Consider the following 19,761-nt stretch of genomic DNA (forward strand, 5'->3'; position numbering starts at 1 on the left):
CATGAGCGACCGGATCGAGCACAGCATCAGCAGGGCCGTCGAGCGGATCGCGGCCACCACCGAGCTGGCCGACGCGGCGGTCGCCCGCCTCGGCGGCGCCACCGCCACCGCCGAGTCCGGGGACGGCTCCGTGACCGTCACCGCCGGTCCCGGGGGCAGGCTCGTCGACGTCCGGGTCTCGGACCGGGCGTTGCGGCTGGGCCCGGAGGGCCTCGCCCGCGAGATCCGCCGCCTCACCGACCAGGCCGGCTCCCGCGCCACCCAGCGGATGCGCGGCGCGTTGTCCCCCGGCCTCGACCCGCGAGTCGAGTCCAGACTGGACTGGCTCGGCCTCCGGGCGGACGAGGAGCCGGACGACCAGGTGGACGACGAGGACGGCTGGTCCGTCCTGGACAGGAGGCGCGGATGACCGCCCCGGCGAGCAGGTGGGCGGTCCCGCCCACCGTGGACGAGCTGCGCGGCCGCGCGGAGGAACGCAGGGCGGGCACCAGCGGCCTCCCCGCCGCGCTGGCCGAGGTGCGGGGCACCGGGCAGGACGAACACGGCACCGTGACCGTGACGGTCGACGCCCGAGGCGCGCTGCTCGACCTGCGCATCGACGCGGCGGCGCTCGCGTCGGGTGGGGCGGAGGTCAGCGCCCGCATCGCACGGGCCGCCTCCCAGGCGGCGGCGGAGGCCACCCAACGCTCCTACAACGTGCTCGCGCGGAGCCTCGGTGACGAGCTGACGTCGGCGATCGAGAACCTGGGCTCACCGGCGCCGGCGAGAACGGGCGAGCAGGTCGGAGCCGACCTCGAACCTGGTGCCGTCGACCCGGACCGGTCCGCGTCCCCCCAGGGGGAACCGCTCGGGCCCGGCCTTGACCCCCCGGCCCCGCACCAGCCCCGGTCCAGCCCACCCGCGCGGTGGACCGGTCCCCCCGCCCCGCCCCGGGAAGCCGCCCAACTCCCTCGCACCCCGGCGCCGGCGGAACCGCCCGCGCGGGGGCCGGGCGGCTGGGGGCCGGCGCCGGGCAGGCACCCGGAACGGGATCGAGCCGACCAACCGCCCGGCGGCCCCGGGTGGAGCACCGGCCGGGGACCGGCCAACGGGCTCCCCTCCCCCGTGCGCCCCGCACCGGACCACCGGGTGGCGCCGCCCCCACCACCGGCTCAGCCTCGCCAGCCCCCGCCCGGCTGGCCGGGTCAGCCCTACCGGGCGGGTCCGAGGGTGGGGACGGAGTACCGCCCCACCTCGCCACCCGGCAGGCCCGGCGCGGACCCCCGCGCGGTCCCCGGGGCCCCGCACTCCCCCGCCCCCCGCTGGCCACGCCCGGCGGGCGGCGGTGGCGGCGCCCCCGTCCCGCGGCGGCCGGGGTGGCCGGGGTGGCCAGCACCCGGCCCGGGACAGGGTGGGTGGCCACCGCCGGTCCAACCGGCCCAACCACCGCTCCCCCCGTCGGAGCAGGACCGGCGGGGCCCGGACCACACCGGTGGACCTCCCGAGCCCGGCACCCGGACCGGTGAGCGAACTGGCGGGGGAAACCCGTAGGCTGCCGCGAGGCGAGACGTTCCCGGCTGCGCTGTTGGAGCCGCGGCCGGCGCACCGGAAGGTAGCCGATGGCGCAGGACATCGTTCCGATCGAACTCGGACTCACCCAGGGCGACATGGTGACGCTGTGGGCTCCTCGCTGGCGCGAGGACGGCGAGGAGTGGGAGGCGTTCCTCGGGCACGAGGAGGACCTCTACCTCTTCCCAGACAGCGCCCAGCTGGCGGCCTTCATCCGTTCCGACGCCGACCACGACCTGTTGGACCACCCGGCGTGGGACGTCGTTCCCGAGCTGACGGCGCGGGAACTGCTGCCCGACGCCGACCACCAGTTCGACCTGGTCGGCGTGCCGGAGCTGGTCGCGCAGGATCCGGACACCTGGGTGCTGGGCGAACTGGCCGACATCGTCTCCATCCTCCGGTCGCTCGCGGCGGTCTGCGAGCTCGACGTGGTCGACGAGGTCCTCGACGCCTCCCCCGGCTTCTCCGTCCTGGACCAGGGCACGGTGCAGTTCTCCGGTCGGGACGGGGAACGGTTGTGGACGGACCTGGCGCGGGTGGTCGTCAGCCGGTGGGACGAGGTGCTGGACGCCGTCGACGGTGTCGTCGCCACACCCGACGTCGACGCCGAGGCGGTGGCCAGGGCGTCGGCCGAGCTCCCCTCGGAGGACGAGGAGTCGTCGGAGGACGACGCGGAGGTCACGGTCGACGAGTCGGAGCCGGTGACCCCCAAGGACCCGTCGGTCGAGCTGTCCCCCGCCGAGGAGGCCGGCGCCGGCGTCGAACCGGATGCCACCCCGGGGGAACTCGGTTTCTGGCGCGGGGTGGGGATCGACCCGATCCGGATCGTGACGGCGAGCGGTGACTGGTACACGCTGCGCTGCTACCTGGGTGACGAGCCGATCTTCCTCGGCACGGACGGCACGATCGAGGTGTTCCCCTCCACCGAGGCCCTGCTGGCGCACATCCGCTCCTCGGGTCCCGCCGCCGACGAGGACACCGCGGAGACGCCCGCGGTGGGAGGGGACCTCGCCGAGGTGTCGACCTGGCCGGAGGTGCTCGCGAAGTCCTCGGCCGGCGAACTGGCGATCGAGGACGTCGACGGCGACAACACCTACACCCTCGTCGGTCTCGACGAGGAACTCGCCGAGGGCCCGGAGGGTATCGACGCCAACCAACTGGAACTCGCCGTGGAGCTCCTCACCGACGCGGCCGACTGGGCGGCGGACGACTCGGCGGCCGAGGCCCTGGCCCCGTCGACCAGCCTGGGGTGGTTGGTGTCCTTCGCGCTGCGTCCCGACCCGACCCGGCTCGCGCCCAGCCCGCCGTACGAGAAGGAACAGGCGGCCTGGCGCGACCTGGTCGACGGGTTCGAGGAACGCCTGCACCGCAACGAGGGCTGACCGCCCGCGCAGCCACCCGAGGGGGACGTCCGTGGCGGACGTCCCCCTCGGCGTTCCCGCGTCCCTCCGGCCCCGGCGGGGACGGGAAGTGTCAGCTGCCGTCCCCGGCCAGCGCCTGGTAGGCGGGGATGAGGACGTCGTCGATGAGGGCGCGGCGGTCCTCGTAGTCGATGAAGGCGGCCTTGGCGGCGTTCAGCGTGAAGCGCTCCACGTCCTCCCAGCCGTAGCCGAACGCCTCGACGAGGAGTCCGAACTCGCTCGACACCGTGCAGTCGCTCATCAGGCGGTTGTCGGTGTTGACGGTCACCCGGAACCGCTCGGCGGCCAGCAGGGGGAACGGGTGTTCCTCCAGGGACTTCGCCGCGCCGGTCTGGAGGTTGGACGACGGGCACATCTCCAGCGCGATCCGCCGATCGCGCACGTAGGAGGCCACCTCGCCCAGCTTCACCGAACCGTCCTCGCCCACGGTCACGTCGTCGGCGAGGCGGACGCCGTGCCCGAGCCGTTCCGCGCCGCAGCGTTGCACCGCCTCCCACACCGACGGGAGCCCGAACGACTCGCCGGCGTGGATGGTGAAGTGCATGTTCTCCTGGCGGAGGTACTCGAAGGTGTCGATCTGCCGGGTGGGGGGGAAGCCAGCCTCGGGGCCGGCGATGTCGAAACCGACGACGCCGGAGTCGCGGTGGCGGACCGCGAGTTCGGCGATCTCCTGCGAACGGTCCGCCTGGCGCATCCCGCACAGCAGGGTCCCGATCCGGATCGTGCGGCCGTCGGCGGCGGCACGCGAGGCGCCGAGCGCGAACCCCTCCTGGGTGGCCTCCACGATCTCGTCGAGCCCCAGCCCCTTCTGCTGGGACTGCTCCGGCGCGTAACGCACCTCCGCGTAGACCACGCCGTCCGCGGCCAGGTCCTCGGCGGCCTCGGCGGCGATGCGGGTGATGGCGTCCCTGGTCTGCATGACGCCCACGGTGTGCGCGAAGGTTTCCAGGTAGCGCTCCAGCGAACCGGAGTTCGCGCTCTCGCGGAACCAGGTCGCCAGGGTGCCGGCGTCCGTGCTCGGGAGCCGGTCGTACCCGGTCTCCTTCGCGAGGTCGATCAGGGTCTGGGGCCGCAGACCACCGTCGAGGTGGTCGTGCAGCACGACTTTCGGGGCGAGTCGGAGGTTCTCCGACGTCAGCGGCGTCGACATGGCCCCAATGTATCGGCGTGGGCCAGCGGGGTTCAGCCCCTTGGGATCAGCCAGGTGACCCACGGCCCCGGGCAGGTGAGGATCGCCGGATCGGACCGCTCGGTGGTCCGAAGGGGTGGTTGATCGTCCGTCACCCTGCCACGACGGCCGGCTCCCCCGCTCCCCCCGCTCACCAGGCGGTCCGACACCTCCGCGAACGGAGGTCGCTCGGCGTGGTGGCTGGCCGGGAGCCATCCCGCGTGGTAGACACGGCGCGTAGCTGTTGATCACGGATGCCTGCCACGGCGCCGGCACCGCCATCCGTCGGGGGACGTTCCTTACACTGAGGACACAACCGAAGAAGACAGGTCGTCGCGGTACCGCTCCGTGACGACGCGGTCGTCTACACCCAGTAATCGCGTTATCGCTGGGGGTCCTTTCCGGTCGTGCCACTGACTGGTTAGGCTCGCTGTGTCGCCCCCGCCCCCTGACGAAGGTCACCCACGCCGTGAACGAGAACAACCACTCAGCGTTGTCGTTCGACCGGATGCGCTCGATGTTGACGCGAGCGGCCGAGATCCGCGACAGCGAGCAGCAACAGGTCTTCGACGCGTTGGACGAGATCCACGCTCGGCTGTCCCCTCTCGAGTCGCTCGGTTCCGTCCGCAAGCGACTGTCCGAACTGCCCGATCGCACCGAGGTCAGCGTCCTGGCCGAGAGACTGGACGAGGCGCTCTCGAAACTGGAGTCCCAGGACACCGCTATCTCGGGGCTGCTGCACGCGGTCGACGGCCTGGTGGACAAGCTGGCCAAGCCGTTCGCCCAGCTCGACGGCCGCCTCGACGGGGTCTCCGGACGCTTCGACGGCGTCGCGGGGCGGATGGACGGCCTGGAGGACCGCCTCGGCCACATCCACAAGCGCCTGGACGACCTGGGCCTGCACCTGGACAAGCAGGACACCCGGCTGGAGAACATGCCCGCCGCGGTGCACGGCCCGGTGCGGGAGCGGATGGACGGCCTGGAGCTGTCGCTGCGCAGCCGCATCGACGAGGTCGACGAGGGTGTGCACGAGCACCTGGACGGGACCAAGGAAGCCCTCCAGCGGCACGTCACGGAGTCCGCGGAGACCGTGCGCGGCGAGGTCACCTCGTCGTCCGAGGCCGTGCGCGCGAGCGTGGAGACCAGCCGCGAGACACTGGGCGACCAGCTGCGCGAGACGCGGGACGAGGTCCAGCGCAAGCTCGACAGCCTGCTGGAGCGCCCGGCGGTCGACCCGACCGAGAAGCTCGACGCCCTCGCCGAGCGCCTGGAACAGCTCTCCCGCCGCGTGCAGGACGTCAACAGCCGGGTGGAGAAGGTCGATGACAGCGTCCTCGGCCGGATCGGTGAACTGAACGACGCCGTGGACACCCGCCTGCGCGAGGTCGACTCCGACGTCCTGTCGAAGATCTCCGAGCTGAACCGCGCTGTCGAGACGCACCTCGACCGGATCGACGGCACCCTCGCCGACCGCCCGGACACCGGCGCGGTGAACAGCATGGTGCGGGAGGCCAACGCGGAGTCCGAACGGCGCAACGCCACCCAGCTCGACGAGGCGATGGCCACCTTCGCCGAGCTGATCCTCGGTGGGGCCCCCACGCCGCCGCCACCGCCCACCCCGCTGCCCCGGCAGCAGCGCCGCGCCACCCGCAAGGGCGGCAAGGGCCGCGAGGGGGAGAAGGGCGACGAGGCCGACGCCATCGAGAGCGCCTGAGCCCGCGTCACGCTGACGGAGGGGGTGGCCGCGACAGCGGCCACCCCCTCCTGCCGTCGGGTGGCCGCCCGGCACCCGTCCGGCAGGCCCCGGCCGCGCCCCTCAGGCGCGGTGTTCGAGCCTGCCGACACCACCCACCTCCCGCCGCCGGCCGTCGTCAGCCGCCTGGCGGCGACCTCGCCCCCGCCGCTTGCCCGCTGAGTCGCTGCGCCGCGTCCGGCACACGGCCCCCGGCCGCGCTGCCGTCCTGCCGCACGCGCCCGGGCGACCACCGGGGACCACCGCCGAGAACGGCCCAGCCCCGGCCCCTCCCGGCAACCAGCGTCAGGTGATGCGCTCTCCGACAGCGCTTCCCGCCGCACGGCCCGGGCTGGGGAACGTGCTCCCTGACGAGCAGCGGCACCCGACGACGGCACCTCTGCCGTGATCAGCACCCACGCGCCTGACGGGTCCGTGTTCCGTCGTGGTGCCTGACGGCGACCACCTACTACACACGGGTGGTAGTGAGTCGAATACTCTCCGCATCTCGATCACCGCTGCTACTTTTCGATCGGCTTGCCCCTGGGCACGAGTCGACCAGTCGCGACTCGTCCGGGGAGATCAGTGCGGGGGTCCTTGGGATGACGACACCATTCGGAGCTGGCGGCGCCCGCCTGGCACCCGTCGGGGCGGCGGTGACCAACCAGGTCGACCAGCTCAGAACGAGCGTGGCTTCGGGTTCGGTCCACATGGAACAGCGGAGCGCGGAGGCCGCCGCAGCCAGGCTTGACGACATCGCGGACTTAGTGGCTCGAATGCTCCGCGAGCTTCGACGGGTGGAGCAGAAGGTCCCGCTCGGTTCCGGGCCGGCCGCCGAGTGGATGTCGCGTCACGACGAGCTCGTCGCCAGCGGTGGGATGGACTCCGCGAGAGACATCCTCACGACGTTCCAGGGCCTCATCAGCGACCTGGCTACCGCCGTCCGCGCGGCCGTGCGCCACACCCAGGAGACCGACGAGGCCGTCGAGTCCTCCCTTGACACGATCAGGGGAGGAGGCGATGCGTGATGCGAGCCGCGCCGGCACCACGACCGCCGCACTGTCCTGCCTGGCGGTCTCGGTGCTCCTCGTCTCCTCGTGCGGCGCGGTCGAACTGGGAACCGCCGCACCCGTCGACGCGCCCGCCGCGATCGCTCCCGGGGGCTCGGGCGGCCCGGCCGCCACGAGCGCGGCCGGTGGTGCTCCCGGTGCGGGCCGGCTGGCATCCCTGGATCCCTGTGAGCTGTTCACGGAGGACGAACTGCGTGATGTCGGGCTGGACCCCGCATCCGGGGAGTACTCCAGCGTCCTGAACTCCTGCGACTTCCTGGCCGCCGAGCGCGGCGATCCGGGGGTGATCGTCGACGTGGCCGTCGGGGAGGCTGCCGAGAGCCTGAACCTCGACCAGTACACGGTCGTCGACATCTCGGTGGGGGGGCTGCGCGGGTACCGGATCACGGACGACATCTGGTGCCAGGTCATCCTTTCCTCGGACTCCGCGGGCTACGTGTCCCTGGGCGCGGAGAGCGAGACCAGCACCGCCGCCTGCGATGTCATCGACCCACTGGCCGAGAGCGTCGCGGCCACCCTGTCGGCGTGATCCCTGACCACGGGGGACTCACCGAGCGTTCCCCCTCCCGCGCCCCCACCTTCGGCTGTCCCCACAACTACGCGGCCGTGGACCACGCCACCCTGCGCCGCTGGGTGCGCGAGAACAACGATCCAGCCGGTTGTGCGGACATCGCCGAGGGCTGGTACGAGATGCGCTCCGCCATGAAGGAGGTCCGCGACGTACTGCGGGCGATGTCGGCCACCCGCGACATCGTGTGGGAGGGCGAGGCCGCCGACTCCGCCCGTGCCGTCCTCGACTCGCTCGGGCAATGGTCGGGGAGGACCAGCGAGGCCATGAGCCGCATCGGTGACTCGGTGCGAGCGCAGAGCGAGATCGCGGTGCGGGCTCGGGACGCGATGCCGGATCCCGTGGAGTACGACGAGCCAGGTTTCCTGCGTGAGGTCGTCGCTGCCTTCAGCCCGCTGGAGGCGCTCAGGATGGGCGAGGAGGCCCGCGCCGCCCACGCGGCCTCCACCGAGGCACATGCACGGGCCGTCGATGTCAGTGTCGAGTTGGAGTCGGCCCTGCGCGAGGTCGACGCCTCGATGCCCTCGTTCGTTCCCCCACCCGAGTTCGGCAACGGGGCGACGGAGGCCCGGGAGGCCACGGGAACGGCGGACTCGCACCGAGTACCGGTCCGCCAGGACCGGTACCCACCTCCGCCGGTGCCGTCGGCCCCGGTGAGGAGCCCGCACGGTGCTGGCGACCACCAGCACAGGGGCGCCGACTGGCGTGGCGTGAGCGAAGACGGCCGGACCGCCGGTGGTGGTGGCATCGGCGGCGGAGAAGGGGGTAGCGGCGGTTGGCGAAACGGGAACGGCTTCCCCGTGCCCCCGTCCCCACCGGTTCCGACCGGTGTGCCTGACAACCTCGGATCACCGCCCAGCCCTCCCGTCCTGTCGCCGCCGCTGGTGACGTCGGACTGGGTCCGGGCGGGCGGTTCGCCCGGTGGCGGTGTGCCACCCGGGCCGAACGTCCCGCCCGGCAGCGGACCGGTCGGAGGGTTCGGACCTGCCGGAGGGTTCGGGACCACCGGCGGCTCGGGGCCCGCTGGCGGGTTCGGCCCGCCCGGCGGTGGTGTCGGCCCCGGTGGTGGTTCCGCGGTGGGAGGAGTGACCGGCGGGACGGGCGGTGGCCGCCCCGGGGCGGGAGGACCCGGTGGGGGCACCGGTGGTCCGGTGGGTGGTGGCGGTGCGGGCCGGGGCGGACAGCGCGCGGAGGACCAGGAGCACTCGCGGCCGTCCTACCTCCAGGAGACCGACGACCTCTTCGGGGACGGCAGGGCTGTCGCACCGCCCGTGCTCGGGGAGGACCACGGGCGTTGAGCGCGCGGCGCTGCCCTCCCCGGTGCCCGTGGGTGCCGGGGTGCCAGTGGGTGCCCGACCCAGGCGCGTTCTCGCTCCGGAGGCGGAACTCCGGAGCGGCGTCGATCAGCGAGGCCCGGTCTCGGAGGCGTGAGGCGGTCGGGTCTCCTCCCCGGACCAGCCGGATGTGATCCCGACGGCCGGCAGGATGGCCTGGTCGACGATGTCGGCCAGCTGCTCGTCGGTGGGAAACCGCCCGGTGTCGCTGGCGAACTTGAACACCAGGGCCTCCCCGATGTCGGTCACGACCGGGGTCAGGCGCTCGGCGTCGATGGCTCCTCGGTCGGCGTAGTGCCGCAGCACGACCCGGGTCACCCGGCCGCCGGCGGGGTCGAAGACCCGGTCGAACAGGGCCGCGACGAGGTCGGGGTACCGGTCCCGTTCGATCATGATCGCGGACACCGCCTGGGCCTGGTCGGTGTTCATCCACTCCCGCAGCTGGCGCAGCGCGCGGATGAGGTCGCCTCGGAGGTCGTTCGTGGCCGGTGACACCTCCTCCTGCGGGTAGGTGACCTGGATGGCGTCCAGCAGCAGCTCGTGCGGGGAGTTCCAGCGCCGGTAGAGCGAGGTCTTCGCGGCACCGGCGCGGCGGGCCACTCCCTCCATGCTCATGCGACCGAGCCCGACCTCGGTGAGTTCCGCCAACGCGGCCGCGTGGATCGCGGCGACGAGGGCCGCGCCCCGCCGGCGGGTTCGCGCCGTCCCCTCCCGGTCCACCTGGTCCCCCACGGCACCCCTCCTTGCTTGGATACGCGACCGTACCCTAAGGTGATTTTTAGATACGCTTCCGTATCTTCCCGGGGCCGGCATCCGGCTCCGCCCGACATCCTTCACGACCACCGGGGAGTCCGTCGTGCCCGTTCCCGCCACCTCAGGTCGTTCGTCCGGGTCCCCACCCTCGGCGAACACGCCGCACGCGAGGTCCCTCGCGCCCGACCTCGCCCGAGGCGTGATGCTGGCCGTGATCGCGTTGGTCCACGCTCACATGCTGGTCGGCGGGGACAGCCACTTCGCCGGCGGATACCCGACGCACGGGGACGTCCTCGACCGGATCGCCGCCGCCGTCCTCACCCTGTTCGCCGACAGCCGTGGCTACCCGATGTTCGCGGCGCTCTTCGGCTACGGGCTCGCCCGCGTCGCGGCCAACCGGGCGGTGAGCGGGTGGGACTGGCCGAGGGTCCGCCGGTTCCTCCGGCGCCGGGGGTGGTGGATGGTCCTGTTCGGGCTGTTCCACGCGGTCCTGCTGTTCCCCGGCGACATCCTCGCCACCTACGGCCTGCTCGCCCTCGTCTTCGTCGGCGCCCTGCGGTGGAGTGACCGTGCGCTGATCCGTCTGGCCGGCGTGTGCCTGGTGGTGTGCTCCACGCTCTACTCGGTGGCCTTCGTCGGGGCGATGGCCGCCACCGGTTCCGGTGCGGCCGCCATGGAGACGGTGGACCCGTTGACCGACGCGGCGATCCGGCTCGCGAGCTGGCCCGTCAGCACGCTGCTCTTCGCGGTGACGTCGCTGTCCCCGTTCCTCGTGGGGATCTGGGCGGCCCGCCGACAGCTGCTGGAACACCCGGAGCGCTCCCTCGGCCTGCTGCGGGCCACGGCCATCGGCGGTATCACCATCGCCGTCGTCGGCGGCCTTCCCCTGGCGCTGATCCACTCGCTGCTGTGGACCGACACCTCCACCCTCGTGTCCACCGCCGCCTTCGCGCTGCACTCGACGGCCGGCGTCGCGGGTGGACTGGGTTACGCGGCGCTGATCGCCCTGCTCGCCGTCCGCCTCGGTGACCGAGGCGGACCGCTCGTCACCGCGCTCCGGGCCTCGGGCGAACGGTCCATGACCTGTTACCTGCTCCAGTCCGTCGTCTGGTTCGCCCTGTTCAACCCGACCACGTTCAACCTCGGGCAGCACATCGACGTCGCGACGTCCGTGCTGGTCGGGCTCGGGGTGTGGGTGCTCGGGCTCCTCGTCGCCGACCTGCTGCGCAGGGCCGGACGACGAGGCCCCTTCGAGGTCCTGTTGCGCCGGCTCAGCGCCGAGCGCGACCGGGGCCGGGTCAGCCGAGACCAGGGCTGACCCGGGAGGGCCACCCGGGGGCGGCGGGGCGAGGCGGCCGCTGGAGCGGACTCATCCTCCGCGCACCACATCCAGCACAAGGGGGTGCGCCTCGACCGCCGTCTCCCCGGTGCGCACCGCGCTGGCCAGCTCGGCCACCGCACCGGGGAACGCCTCCGGGGTGTCGGTGCTCAGCTCGAACAGCGGGTCGCCCCGGCGGACGCGGTCGCCTGGCCTGGCCAACAGGCGGACACCGGCACCGAACCGCACGGCGTCCTCCTTCCTGGCCCGGCCGGCGCCGAGCCGCCAGGCGGCCATCCCGACCTGGTAGGCGTCCACGGCCGTCAGGACACCGTCCTCCGCGGCCGTGACGGTCCGGGTGTGCGCGGCGGTCGGCAGGGGGGCCTCCGGGTCCCCTCCCTGCGCGCGGATCATCCGGCACCACGTCTCGTAGGCGGCGCCGGAGGAGAGCACGGCGGCGGGATCGGTGGCACCGGTGGGGTCGATGCCGGCCAGCCGCAGCATCTCGGTGGCCAGTGCCACCGTCAGCTCGACGACGTCGGCGGGGCCACCACCGCGCAGCACGTCCACCGCCTCGGCGACCTCCAGGGCGTTGCCCACGGTGGCCCCCAGCGGGGTGGACATGTCGGTCAGCAGGGCGCTCACCGCCATGCCGTGGCTCTCACCGATGGACACCAGGGTGGCGGCGAGCTCCCTCGCCCTGTCCTCGTTCTTCATGAAGGCGCCGGAGCCGACCTTGACGTCGAGCACGAGGCCGTCCGCGCCCTCCGCGACCTTCTTCCCCATGATCGACCCGGCGATCAGGGGGATGGACTCGACGGTCCCGGTGACGTCGCGCAGCGCGTACAGCTTGCGGTCGGCTGGCGCCAGCCCCTCGGTGGGCGCGCAGACGACCGCGCCGACGGAGTTCAGCTGCGCGACGATCTCGGCGGTGGTGAGACGCGCCCGCCACCCGGGGATGGACTCCAGCTTGTCCAGGGTGCCTCCGGTGTGGCCGAGGCCGCGGCCGGAGAGCTGGGGGACGGCCGCCCCGCAGGTCGCCACCAGCGGGGCCAGCGGCAGGGTGATCTTGTCACCCACACCCCCCGTGGAGTGCTTGTCGACGGTCGGCCGGTCGACCTCGGTCAGGTCCAGCCGCTCCCCCGAGCGCACGATCGCCCGCGTCCAGCGACCGGTCTCCCGGGCCGTCATCCCGTTCAGCAGGATCGCCATCGCGAGAGCCGCCATCTGTTCCTCGGCGACGGCACCCGCGTTGTAGGCGTCGACCACCCAGTCGATCTGCTCGTCGGTCAGTTCGCCGCCGTCCCGCTTCACGCGGATCACGTCCACGGCGCTCAACGCTGAGGTCATCTCGTCTCCTCGCTCTGGCTCACCGTTCGTTCCGGCGCGGCGCGTCAGGCGGGCAGGTCCGCCGGCCCGAAGGCCGCCGGCAGCACCCGCGTCATCGGCAGCACCCCGTCCGGGGTGTCCACCAGGCACTCGGGTCCACCGAGTTCGTAGAGCACCTGGCGGCAACGACCGCAGGGCATGAGCAGCTCACCGGCTCCGGAGCGGCAGGCGACGGCGACGAACCGGCCACCACCGGTGAGCTGGAGCTGACCGGCCATGGTGCACTCGGCGCAGAGACCGACCCCGTAGGAGGCGTTCTCGACGTTGCACCCGGTGACCACCCGCCCGTCCGAGCAGACCGCCGCCGCCCCCACCTGGAGTCCCGAGTAGGGGCAGTAGGCGGTCTGGGCGGCCCGGACCGCGGCCTCGCGCAGGGCGTCCCAGTCGACCTCGGTCCCGGCCGTCGCCGTCGTCATCTCGTTGGCTCCTCTTCCCACGATCAGCGCGTGTCCTCGTCCGCTCCGGTCCTCGCTCCCGCGTCGTGCGGGAGCGACCGGATCAACCGCCCGTTGGCGGCGCGGCCCCACCCCGGCCTGGGGGTTCCGCCTCGTCGGGTCCCGCCCGACCACCGGGGGGTGGTGGCGGCGCCCCGGGCCCGCCGGCGCCCACCAGGGCCCCGGGTTCCTTCCCTCCCCGTTTCCGGCGACCACCGGTCTCCCGGCTGTACTGGAGCCCGTTGGCCGCCGGTCCCCGCAGTTTCTGGGCGGCGACGGCGAGCACCACCAGCGTCACCAGGTGCGGCGCGTAGGCCAACAGCTCCCGGGGGATGCCGTCGGTGAACCAGTACACCGCGTAGAGCGCGACCGCTCCCCCGAGGGCGGTGGCCCCGTTCGTCCAACGGCCCCGCACGAGGTGCACGACGGCGAGGACCAGCACCAGCAGCGCCGCTCCGTACAGCAGGGCGTGCACGGTCGTTTCGCCCTGCCGCAGCCGGAGGCCGTCGGCGTAGCCGAACAGCGCGGAACCACCGAGCAGACCACCCGGCCGCCAGTTGCCGAAGATCATCGCCGCGAGGCCGATGTAGCCCCGGCCGTTCACCTGGTTCTCCGAGTAGCCGGGCTGCCCCGGGTTGAGGACCAGGGCGGCGCCACCGATGCCGGCCAGCGCGCCGGACATGATCACGGCCGAGTACTTGTACAGGTACACGTTGACGCCGAGCGACTCGGCGGCCTTCGGGTTCTCACCGCAGGATCGCAGCCGGAGCCCGAACCGGCTCCGCCACAGCACCAGGTAGCTCACCGGCACCAGCAGGATGCCGATCATGGCCAGCGGGGAGACGCCGATCACGAGGCCGCGCAGGATGCCGGCCACGTCGGAGATCCCGACCCGCTGCATCGCCTCCAACTCGCCCAGCCACCCGGCCAGCGGCTGCGCCGAGTAGGTGTCGAACTTCGGCACCGGCGGCGACTCGCGCGGGTTCCCGGACAGCGGGTAGAAGATCAGGCTCGACAGGTACTTGGTGACGCCGAGGCCCAACAGGTTGATCGCCACACCGGAGACGATGTGGTTCACCCCGAAGGTGACGGTGGCCACGGCGTGCAGCAGGCCGCCGACCGCGCCGAACAGGGCGGCGGCCAACAGGCCGGCCCACGGGCCCCAGTAGTAGCCGGCGAAGGCCGCACCCCAGGTCCCGAAGATCATCATGCCTTCGAGGCCGATGTTGATGATGCCGGCCCGTTCCGCCCACAGCCCGCCCAGGGCGGCCAGCAGGATCGGCAGCGCGAACCGCGCCGCCGACTCGATGGTGCTGGACGAGGTGAGCTGCGGGAGCCCGGTGAGGAAGGACGTGGTCGAGAGCAGGACCATGACCACCGCGACCCAGAGGGCTCCCATGAGCCAACCGGGGATGCGACGCCGGGACCGCGGTGCCTTCTCGGTCACCGGTCCCGCCGAGGTGTTCGGGTCCTGTGACGTAGCGCCGAGGGTCATACGGCACCTCCTGCCGACACGGGCCGCGGCTCACCGGAGCCGGGCGGGTTCTGCCCGCCGACCCGCCGCTGCTCGGCCCGCAGCTCGACGCGGCGGACCAGCTCGTACGCCACGACGACCGACAGGACGATCGAGCCCTGCATGATGGTCACGATCTCGCTGGGCACGCCCACGTTGTCGAGGGCGAGCCTGCTCTTGTCCAGGAAGGCCCACAGCAGCGCGCCGAAGGCGATGCCGACGGGGTTGTTCCGCCCGAGCAGCGCCACCGCCAACCCGGTGAACCCGTAGCCGGCGGGGAAGTTCAGGCTGAAGGTGTGGTCCCGGCCGAGCAGTTCGGGCAGCCCGGCGAGGCCGGCGACCGCACCGGAGATCAGCAGGGTCACCAGGATCATCTTCTTGGCGTTCACGCCGCCCGCGGCCGCCGCCGTCGGCGACTTCCCGGAGGCGCGCAGCTCGAAGCCGAACCTGGTCCGGTTCATCAACACCCAGTACCCGACGCCGAGGGCGGCGGCCACCAGCACCATGCCGAACACGGTCCCCGACGAGCCGAAGGAGAAGCCGGGGACGCGGCTGGATTCGGGCAGGTAGGGCGTGCCGATGTTGTTCCCGCGCAGCTCGCCGAACATGTCCGAGCTGATCAGGTAGGCGATCACGCCGAACGACAGCGCGTTCAGCATGATCGTGGAGATCACCTCGGACACACCCCGGTACACCTTGAGCAACGCGGCGATGCCCACCCACGCGGCTCCGGTGGCGGCGGCCGCGAGCATGGTGACGACCACGCCCAGCCCGAAGGGCAGCGTGACCGCGCCACCCACGATCGCGGCGACGCAGGCCGCGAGCCGGTACTGGCCCTCGATGCCGATGTTCAGCAGGTTCATCTGGAACCCGAGGGCCGCCGCGAGGGCGACGATGTAGTACGAGGTGGCGGTGTTGACCACGTCCACGGCGGTCGTGCCCCGGCCGAGGCTGCCCACCATGGCGCCCAGCGCCTCCAGCGGGCTGCTCCCGGAGAACAGCAGGGTCACCGCGCACAGCAGCACGGCGAAGGCGATCGCCAGTGCCGGCGGCAGCAGTTTCGCTCGTATCGACCCCATCACCGATCCCCGCCTCGTGTCGACCGGTCGGTCCCGCCGTCGTCGGTGCCCCCGTCGTCGGTGCCGCCGTCGTCGGTGCCGGAGGTTGGCTGGTCGGCCGCCGGGCTCCCGGCGCGGTCCGCCGCGTCCTCGGAGCCGACCTCCCCGGCGCCGGTCATGGCCGCGCCCAGGTCCTCCGGGGTGACGGACCGGGGGTCGGCGTCCGCGACCAGCCGCCCGCCGTAGATGACCTTGATCGTGTCCGACAGCCCGATCAGCTCGTCGAGGTCAGCGGAGACGAGCAGCACCGCGAGACCGTTGGCCCTCGCGGTCTTGATGTGTTCCCAGATGCCCGCCTGCGCGCCGACGTCCACCCCTCGGGTGGGGTGGGAGGCGATGAGCAGGACGGGGTCGCCGGACAGTTCCCGTCCGACGATCAGCTTCTGCTGGTTCCCGCCGGAGAGCGCCCCGGCGGCCACGTCGATGCCCGGGGTGCGGACGTCGAACTGTTCGACGATGCGGGTGGTGTCCGTCCTGGCTCCCTCGATGCTGAGCCACGCGCCGCTGGAGACCGGGCGGCGGCTCTGGAAGCCGAGGATGCGGTTGGACCACAGCGGTTCGTCGAGGAGCAGGCCGTGCCGGGTGCGGTCCTCCGGGACGTACCCGATGCCCGCCTCACGCCGGGCCATCGTGCCCTTGCTGGTGAGGTCGACCCCCGACAACCGGACGGTGCCGGCGTGGGCCCGGCGCATCCCCATGACGGCCTCGACGAGTTCGACCTGGCCGTTGCCCTCGACCCCGGCGATGCCCACGATCTCCCCCGCCCGGACGGTGAGGTCGATCGAGTCGAGCAGGGGCCGCTCGCTGCCCTCGCTCCGCAGGGTCAGGCCCTCGACGCGCAGCACCTCGACGTCGGTGACCGAGGACACGCGCGTCTCCGGGCTGGGGAGCTCGCTGCCCACCATCATCTCGGCGAGCTGCCGCGAGGTGACCGTCCTCGGGTCGGCGGTGCCGACCGTGGTGCCCCGCCGGATCACGGTGACGGCGTCGGCGATCGCCCGCACCTCGTCCAGCTTGTGGGAGATGAAGAGGAAGGTGTAACCGTCGGCCCGCATCTCGCGCAGGGTCGCGAACAGCTCGTCGACCTCCTGCGGGACCAGCACGGCCGTCGGCTCGTCGAGGATGACGATGCGGGCACCCCGGTAGAGCACCTTGAGGATCTCGACGCGCTGCCGGTCGGCGACCCCGAGCTCCTCGACGAGCAGGGAGAGGTCGACGGTGAGGCCGGCCCGCCTGGCCAGTTCCGACACCCTCGCCCTGGCCCGCCGGCCGATGCCGTGCAGCTTCTCCGCGCCCAGGAGCACGTTCTCCAGGACCGTGAGGTTGTCGGCCAGCATGAAGTGCTGGTGCACCATGCCCACGCCCGCGTCGATCGCGTCGGCCGGCGAGCGGAAGACCACCTCCCGCCCCTCGACCTCGATCGTGCCCTCGTCCGGTTGCTGCATGCCGTAGAGGATCTTCATCAGGGTCGACTTGCCGGCGCCGTTCTCCCCGCAGAGCGCGTGCACCTCGCCGGCCCGCACCCCCAGGTGCACGTCCGAGTTGGCGACGACGCCGGGGAACCGCTTGGTGATCCCGGACAGCCTCACCGCGGGCACGGCGGCTGTGTCGGAGGGCACCCCGGCGTCGTGACCGGTGCCTTCCTCGGGAACAGGACTGGTCATCCCGCCCTTCCTTGTCGTGTGTGGCTCTCGGCCGCGTCTCGACCGGCCGACGACCGTGGCGGCGGGCGTGGGTGGCCGCGCCGCCCTTCGAGTGTGCGGGACACGCGCCCGCCCGTCGTGGGTGCCCCTTGCCCGGATCCGACACCGGGCACCCCGCGCTGGTCGCGAGGTGCCCGGTGCGTTGCCTGGGAGCGGCGGGTGGTGGACCGGCTCAGCCGGTCGGCGAGGACGGGACCTCGATCTCACCCTCGATGATCTGGGCCTTGTAACCGTCGAGGACGTCGGCGATGTCGTCGACCATCCCCCCCGAGGTGGAGTAGTCCACGCCGTCGACGCTCAGGTCGAAGACCTCGGGGAAGTCCGCGAGGTCCTCCTCCGCGACCGCGGCGAGGTAGTTGAACACCGCCACGTCGACGCGCTTGAGCATCGAGGTGATGATGACGTCCCTCGACTCCGCCACCGTCTCCTGGTTGTACTGGTCGGAGTCGACGCCGATCGCGAGCGCGTCACCCGCCTTGGCGGCCTCGAACACGCCCTTCCCGGAGGCACCGGCGGCGTGGTACACGACGTCGGCACCGGCGTCGAGCTGCGCGCGGGTCGCCTCGTTGCCCTTGGCCGGGTCCTGGAAGCCCGTGATGTCACCGGCCGGGGTCAGGTAGGTGTTCTCGATCTGGATGTCCGGGGCGGCCGCCCGGGCACCCTCGAGGAAGCCGGCCTCGAACTTCTGGATCAGCGGCGTCTCCACGCCCCCGACGAAGCCGATGTGGCAGTTGTCCGTCTTGTAGGCGGCGGCCACGCCGGCGAGGAAGGAGCCCTCGTGCTCGGCGAACAGCAGCGGGGTGATGTTGTCCGCACCCTCCACGGCCGCGTCGACCAGCGCGAAGTCGGTGTCGGGGTAGTCGGCGGCGACGGTCTCGAAGGCGTCGGCGTAGGCGAAGCCGACCCCGATGATCGGGCTGAAGCCCTCGTCGGCCAGCTGGCGCAGGCGGGACACCTTGGCGTCCTCGGACTCGTTGGCCTCGGCCGTCAGCTCGCGGACGTCGCCAAGGCCGAACTCCTCCTCGGCCCGGTCGAGACCGGCGGCGGCGGCGTCGTTGAACGAGGCGTCACCCCGGCCACCGATGTCGTAGGCCAGACCGACGCGCAGCTCGCTGCCGTCGACGTCGGCCGTCTCCGGTGTGCTGACCTCGACCTCGTCCGGGACGGGGGGCGGGTCGGCCAGCTGGCAGCCGGCGGCGCCCTCGCCACCGCCGCCCTCACCGGACGTCGACGTGCCGCCGCCGTCCTTGGCACACCCGACCACCGCCAACACCCCGGTCAGGGCGATTGCCAGCGCGGCACCACGCGGTCGACGCATGGTTGCACTCCTTCCAACTCAGTCATGCTGAGCAGCACAGAGGTCTCTGCGGACGCCGAACCGTACCTGTCGGTAGCGCATGGTCGGTAGCCGTTCACGGGCCCTTAACCGAATCGTTGGGTCCGCATCGCGGGAGACACACGGTTCGCGGTTGACAACCAGGACCCCTCACGCACCGCGACCACCCTCGGGTTCCCGCCACGCCGGTTCGCCGAGGTGAGGCGACCCCCAGATCACCACCACCGGCCGGTTGGCCACCGCCCACCCGCGCACCACGGCATGTTCGGTCAGTCACAACCAGGCACCGTCGGCTGTGCCGGAGTGATTGCCCAGGACTAACATCCGGCGAGTCAAGGCTTCGTGATGCTCGAGGCGAGTTTCCCGCGACGTTACGAGTCCCTTCCCACCAGCGATGTTGGAGGCCGTCGATCATGGCCAGCACCACCGCCCACTCGGCTGGTGCCGCGGACCGGGCGGGGAACGCCCGGCTTGGCGGCACCCTGTACCGGGGCGACCCGGGGATGTGGTCGTGGGTAGCCCACCGGATCACCGGTGTGCTCGTCTTCTTCTTCCTGTTCGTCCACGTGCTGGACACCGCACTGGTGCGGGTCTCGCCGAACGCGTACGACGTCGTGATCGAGACCTACAAGCACCCGGTGATGGTGCTCTTCGAGCTGGGCCTCGTCGGTGCCGTGCTCTACCACGCCCTGAACGGCATCCGGGTGATGCTCGTGGACTTCTGGTCGAAGGGCACCAAGTACCAGAAGCCGATGCTGTGGACGATCCTCGCGATCTGGCTGGTCGTGATGATCCCCGGCTCCTACTACCTGCTCGTCAAGGGCTTCGCTGACCTGTTCGGGGGTAGCTGACCATGTCCGTGACCGACGCCCCCTTCTCGGTGGACAAGCCCCGTTCCCCGCAGCGCCCGGCGGCGCGGCGCAGCAACTTCGAGCTGTACAGCTGGTTGTTCATGCGCCTGTCCGGCCTGCTGCTGGTCTTCCTGGTGCTGGGCCACCTGCTCATCATGCTGTTCCTGGACGACGGCGTGCAGCGCATCAACTTCGCGTTCGTCGCCGGTCGGTGGGCCTCGCCGTTCTGGCAGTTCTGGGACCTGACCATGCTGTGGCTGGCCGGTCTCCACGGCGGCAACGGCCTGCGCACCGTCATCAACGACTACGCGCGCAAGGACCAGACCCGCTTCTGGTTGAAGATGCTGCTCTACGTCTCGATGATCGTCACGATCGCCGTCGGGACCTTCGTGCTGTTCACCTTCGACCCCAACATCGGTAACTGACGCCGGTCCCCCGGGTCCCCCGACGGCGACGCGGTAGGCGCCGTCCGACGCGAGAAGTGCGGGCGACCCCGGGTGGGCGA

18 protein-coding genes are annotated in these 19,761 nt (G+C 72.2%); 10 read left to right on the top strand and 8 right to left on the bottom strand.

The annotated features are described in order from the left end of the window. Position 1: 1 nt before the first annotated feature. The 3 genes from ACOJVX_RS22490 (at position 2) to ACOJVX_RS22500 (ending at position 2,930) form a co-directional block, all read left to right on the top strand. On the top strand, positions 2–409 hold the full coding sequence (locus ACOJVX_RS22490) for a YbaB/EbfC family nucleoid-associated protein (protein WP_051314105.1): 408 nt from the start codon (positions 2–4) through the stop codon (positions 407–409). Beyond that, positions 406–1,530 carry a YbaB/EbfC family nucleoid-associated protein gene (locus ACOJVX_RS22495; protein WP_418152872.1) on the top strand — a complete coding sequence of 375 codons (1,125 nt, stop codon included), beginning with the start codon at positions 406–408 and terminating at the stop codon, positions 1,528–1,530. Before ACOJVX_RS22490 ends, ACOJVX_RS22495 begins: the two co-directional genes overlap by 4 nt. Positions 1,531–1,598: 68 nt before the next feature. Further along, complete coding sequence (locus ACOJVX_RS22500) at positions 1,599–2,930, top strand: primosomal protein (protein ID WP_103056019.1); 1,332 nt, start codon at positions 1,599–1,601, stop codon at positions 2,928–2,930. 91 nt (positions 2,931–3,021) lie between these two features. Here ACOJVX_RS22500 and ACOJVX_RS22505 read toward each other — a convergent pair whose 3' ends face one another. Next, positions 3,022–4,119: an adenosine deaminase gene (locus ACOJVX_RS22505; protein ID WP_030104761.1), complete on the bottom strand. Its 1,098-nt coding sequence runs from the start codon at positions 4,117–4,119 to the stop codon at positions 3,022–3,024. A 487-nt stretch (positions 4,120–4,606) separates the two neighbouring features. Here ACOJVX_RS22505 and ACOJVX_RS22510 point away from each other — a divergent pair, with 487 nt between their 5' ends. The 4 genes from ACOJVX_RS22510 (at position 4,607) to ACOJVX_RS22525 (ending at position 8,805) form a co-directional block, all read left to right on the top strand. Further along, on the top strand, positions 4,607–5,851 hold the full coding sequence (locus tag ACOJVX_RS22510; protein WP_026419394.1) for a hypothetical protein: 1,245 nt from the start codon (positions 4,607–4,609) through the stop codon (positions 5,849–5,851). A 620-nt stretch (positions 5,852–6,471) separates the two neighbouring features. Next, complete coding sequence (locus ACOJVX_RS22515; RefSeq protein ID WP_418152876.1) at positions 6,472–6,897, top strand: hypothetical protein; 426 nt, start codon at positions 6,472–6,474, stop codon at positions 6,895–6,897. Beyond that, the gene (locus tag ACOJVX_RS22520; protein ID WP_418152878.1) at positions 6,890–7,468 is read left to right on the top strand and encodes a DUF3558 family protein; all 579 of its coding nucleotides are present in this window, start codon (positions 6,890–6,892) and stop codon (positions 7,466–7,468) included. The genes ACOJVX_RS22515 and ACOJVX_RS22520 overlap by 8 nt, the downstream gene beginning before the upstream one ends. Further along, positions 7,465–8,805 carry a hypothetical protein gene (locus ACOJVX_RS22525; protein ID WP_418152879.1) on the top strand — a complete coding sequence of 447 codons (1,341 nt, stop codon included), beginning with the start codon at positions 7,465–7,467 and terminating at the stop codon, positions 8,803–8,805. The genes ACOJVX_RS22520 and ACOJVX_RS22525 overlap by 4 nt, the downstream gene beginning before the upstream one ends. Before the next feature lie 105 nt (positions 8,806–8,910). On the opposite strand, the gene ACOJVX_RS22530 is transcribed toward ACOJVX_RS22525, so the two are convergent. Beyond that, complete coding sequence (locus ACOJVX_RS22530; RefSeq protein ID WP_418152880.1) at positions 8,911–9,573, bottom strand: TetR/AcrR family transcriptional regulator; 663 nt, start codon at positions 9,571–9,573, stop codon at positions 8,911–8,913. Positions 9,574–9,697: 124 nt separating this feature from the next. Between ACOJVX_RS22530 and ACOJVX_RS22535 the strand changes: the two genes are divergently transcribed. Then, positions 9,698–10,912, top strand: a complete 1,215-nt coding sequence (locus ACOJVX_RS22535; protein WP_418152882.1) for a DUF418 domain-containing protein — start codon at positions 9,698–9,700, stop codon at positions 10,910–10,912. Between the two features lie 51 nt (positions 10,913–10,963). Here ACOJVX_RS22535 and ACOJVX_RS22540 read toward each other — a convergent pair whose 3' ends face one another. The 6 genes from ACOJVX_RS22540 to ACOJVX_RS22565 form a co-directional block, all read right to left on the bottom strand. Beyond that, positions 10,964–12,262, bottom strand: a complete 1,299-nt coding sequence (locus ACOJVX_RS22540; RefSeq protein ID WP_026419400.1) for a thymidine phosphorylase — start codon at positions 12,260–12,262, stop codon at positions 10,964–10,966. A 44-nt stretch (positions 12,263–12,306) separates the two neighbouring features. After that, entirely contained in the window at positions 12,307–12,717 is a 411-nt protein-coding gene (locus ACOJVX_RS22545) for a cytidine deaminase (protein ID WP_026419401.1), read from the bottom strand. 82 nt (positions 12,718–12,799) lie between these two features. After that, positions 12,800–14,230, bottom strand: a complete 1,431-nt coding sequence (locus ACOJVX_RS22550; protein WP_026419402.1) for an ABC transporter permease — start codon at positions 14,228–14,230, stop codon at positions 12,800–12,802. Next, on the bottom strand, positions 14,227–15,327 hold the full coding sequence (locus ACOJVX_RS22555; protein ID WP_026419403.1) for an ABC transporter permease: 1,101 nt from the start codon (positions 15,325–15,327) through the stop codon (positions 14,227–14,229). The genes ACOJVX_RS22550 and ACOJVX_RS22555 overlap by 4 nt, the downstream gene beginning before the upstream one ends. Then, a complete protein-coding gene (locus ACOJVX_RS22560) occupies positions 15,327–17,030 on the bottom strand; it encodes an ABC transporter ATP-binding protein (RefSeq protein ID WP_418152887.1) in 1,704 nt (567 codons plus the stop codon). Before ACOJVX_RS22560 ends, ACOJVX_RS22555 begins: the two co-directional genes overlap by 1 nt. Positions 17,031–17,241: 211 nt before the next feature. Continuing rightward, the gene (locus ACOJVX_RS22565) at positions 17,242–18,387 is read right to left on the bottom strand and encodes a BMP family lipoprotein (RefSeq protein ID WP_026419405.1); all 1,146 of its coding nucleotides are present in this window, start codon (positions 18,385–18,387) and stop codon (positions 17,242–17,244) included. Positions 18,388–18,818: 431 nt separating this feature from the next. Here ACOJVX_RS22565 and sdhC point away from each other — a divergent pair, with 431 nt between their 5' ends. Both sdhC and ACOJVX_RS22575 read left to right on the top strand, forming a co-directional pair. Next, positions 18,819–19,256: a succinate dehydrogenase, cytochrome b556 subunit gene (gene sdhC / locus ACOJVX_RS22570; RefSeq protein WP_016698112.1), complete on the top strand. Its 438-nt coding sequence runs from the start codon at positions 18,819–18,821 to the stop codon at positions 19,254–19,256. Between the two features lie 2 nt (positions 19,257–19,258). Further along, positions 19,259–19,681 carry a succinate dehydrogenase hydrophobic membrane anchor subunit gene (locus tag ACOJVX_RS22575; RefSeq protein WP_026419406.1) on the top strand — a complete coding sequence of 141 codons (423 nt, stop codon included), beginning with the start codon at positions 19,259–19,261 and terminating at the stop codon, positions 19,679–19,681. The last annotated feature ends 80 nt before the right edge of the window (positions 19,682–19,761 follow it).

This window comes from Actinoalloteichus caeruleus (genome assembly GCF_049311605.1).
GTDB classification, from domain to species: Bacteria; Actinomycetota; Actinomycetes; order Mycobacteriales; family Pseudonocardiaceae; genus Actinoalloteichus_B; species Actinoalloteichus_B caeruleus.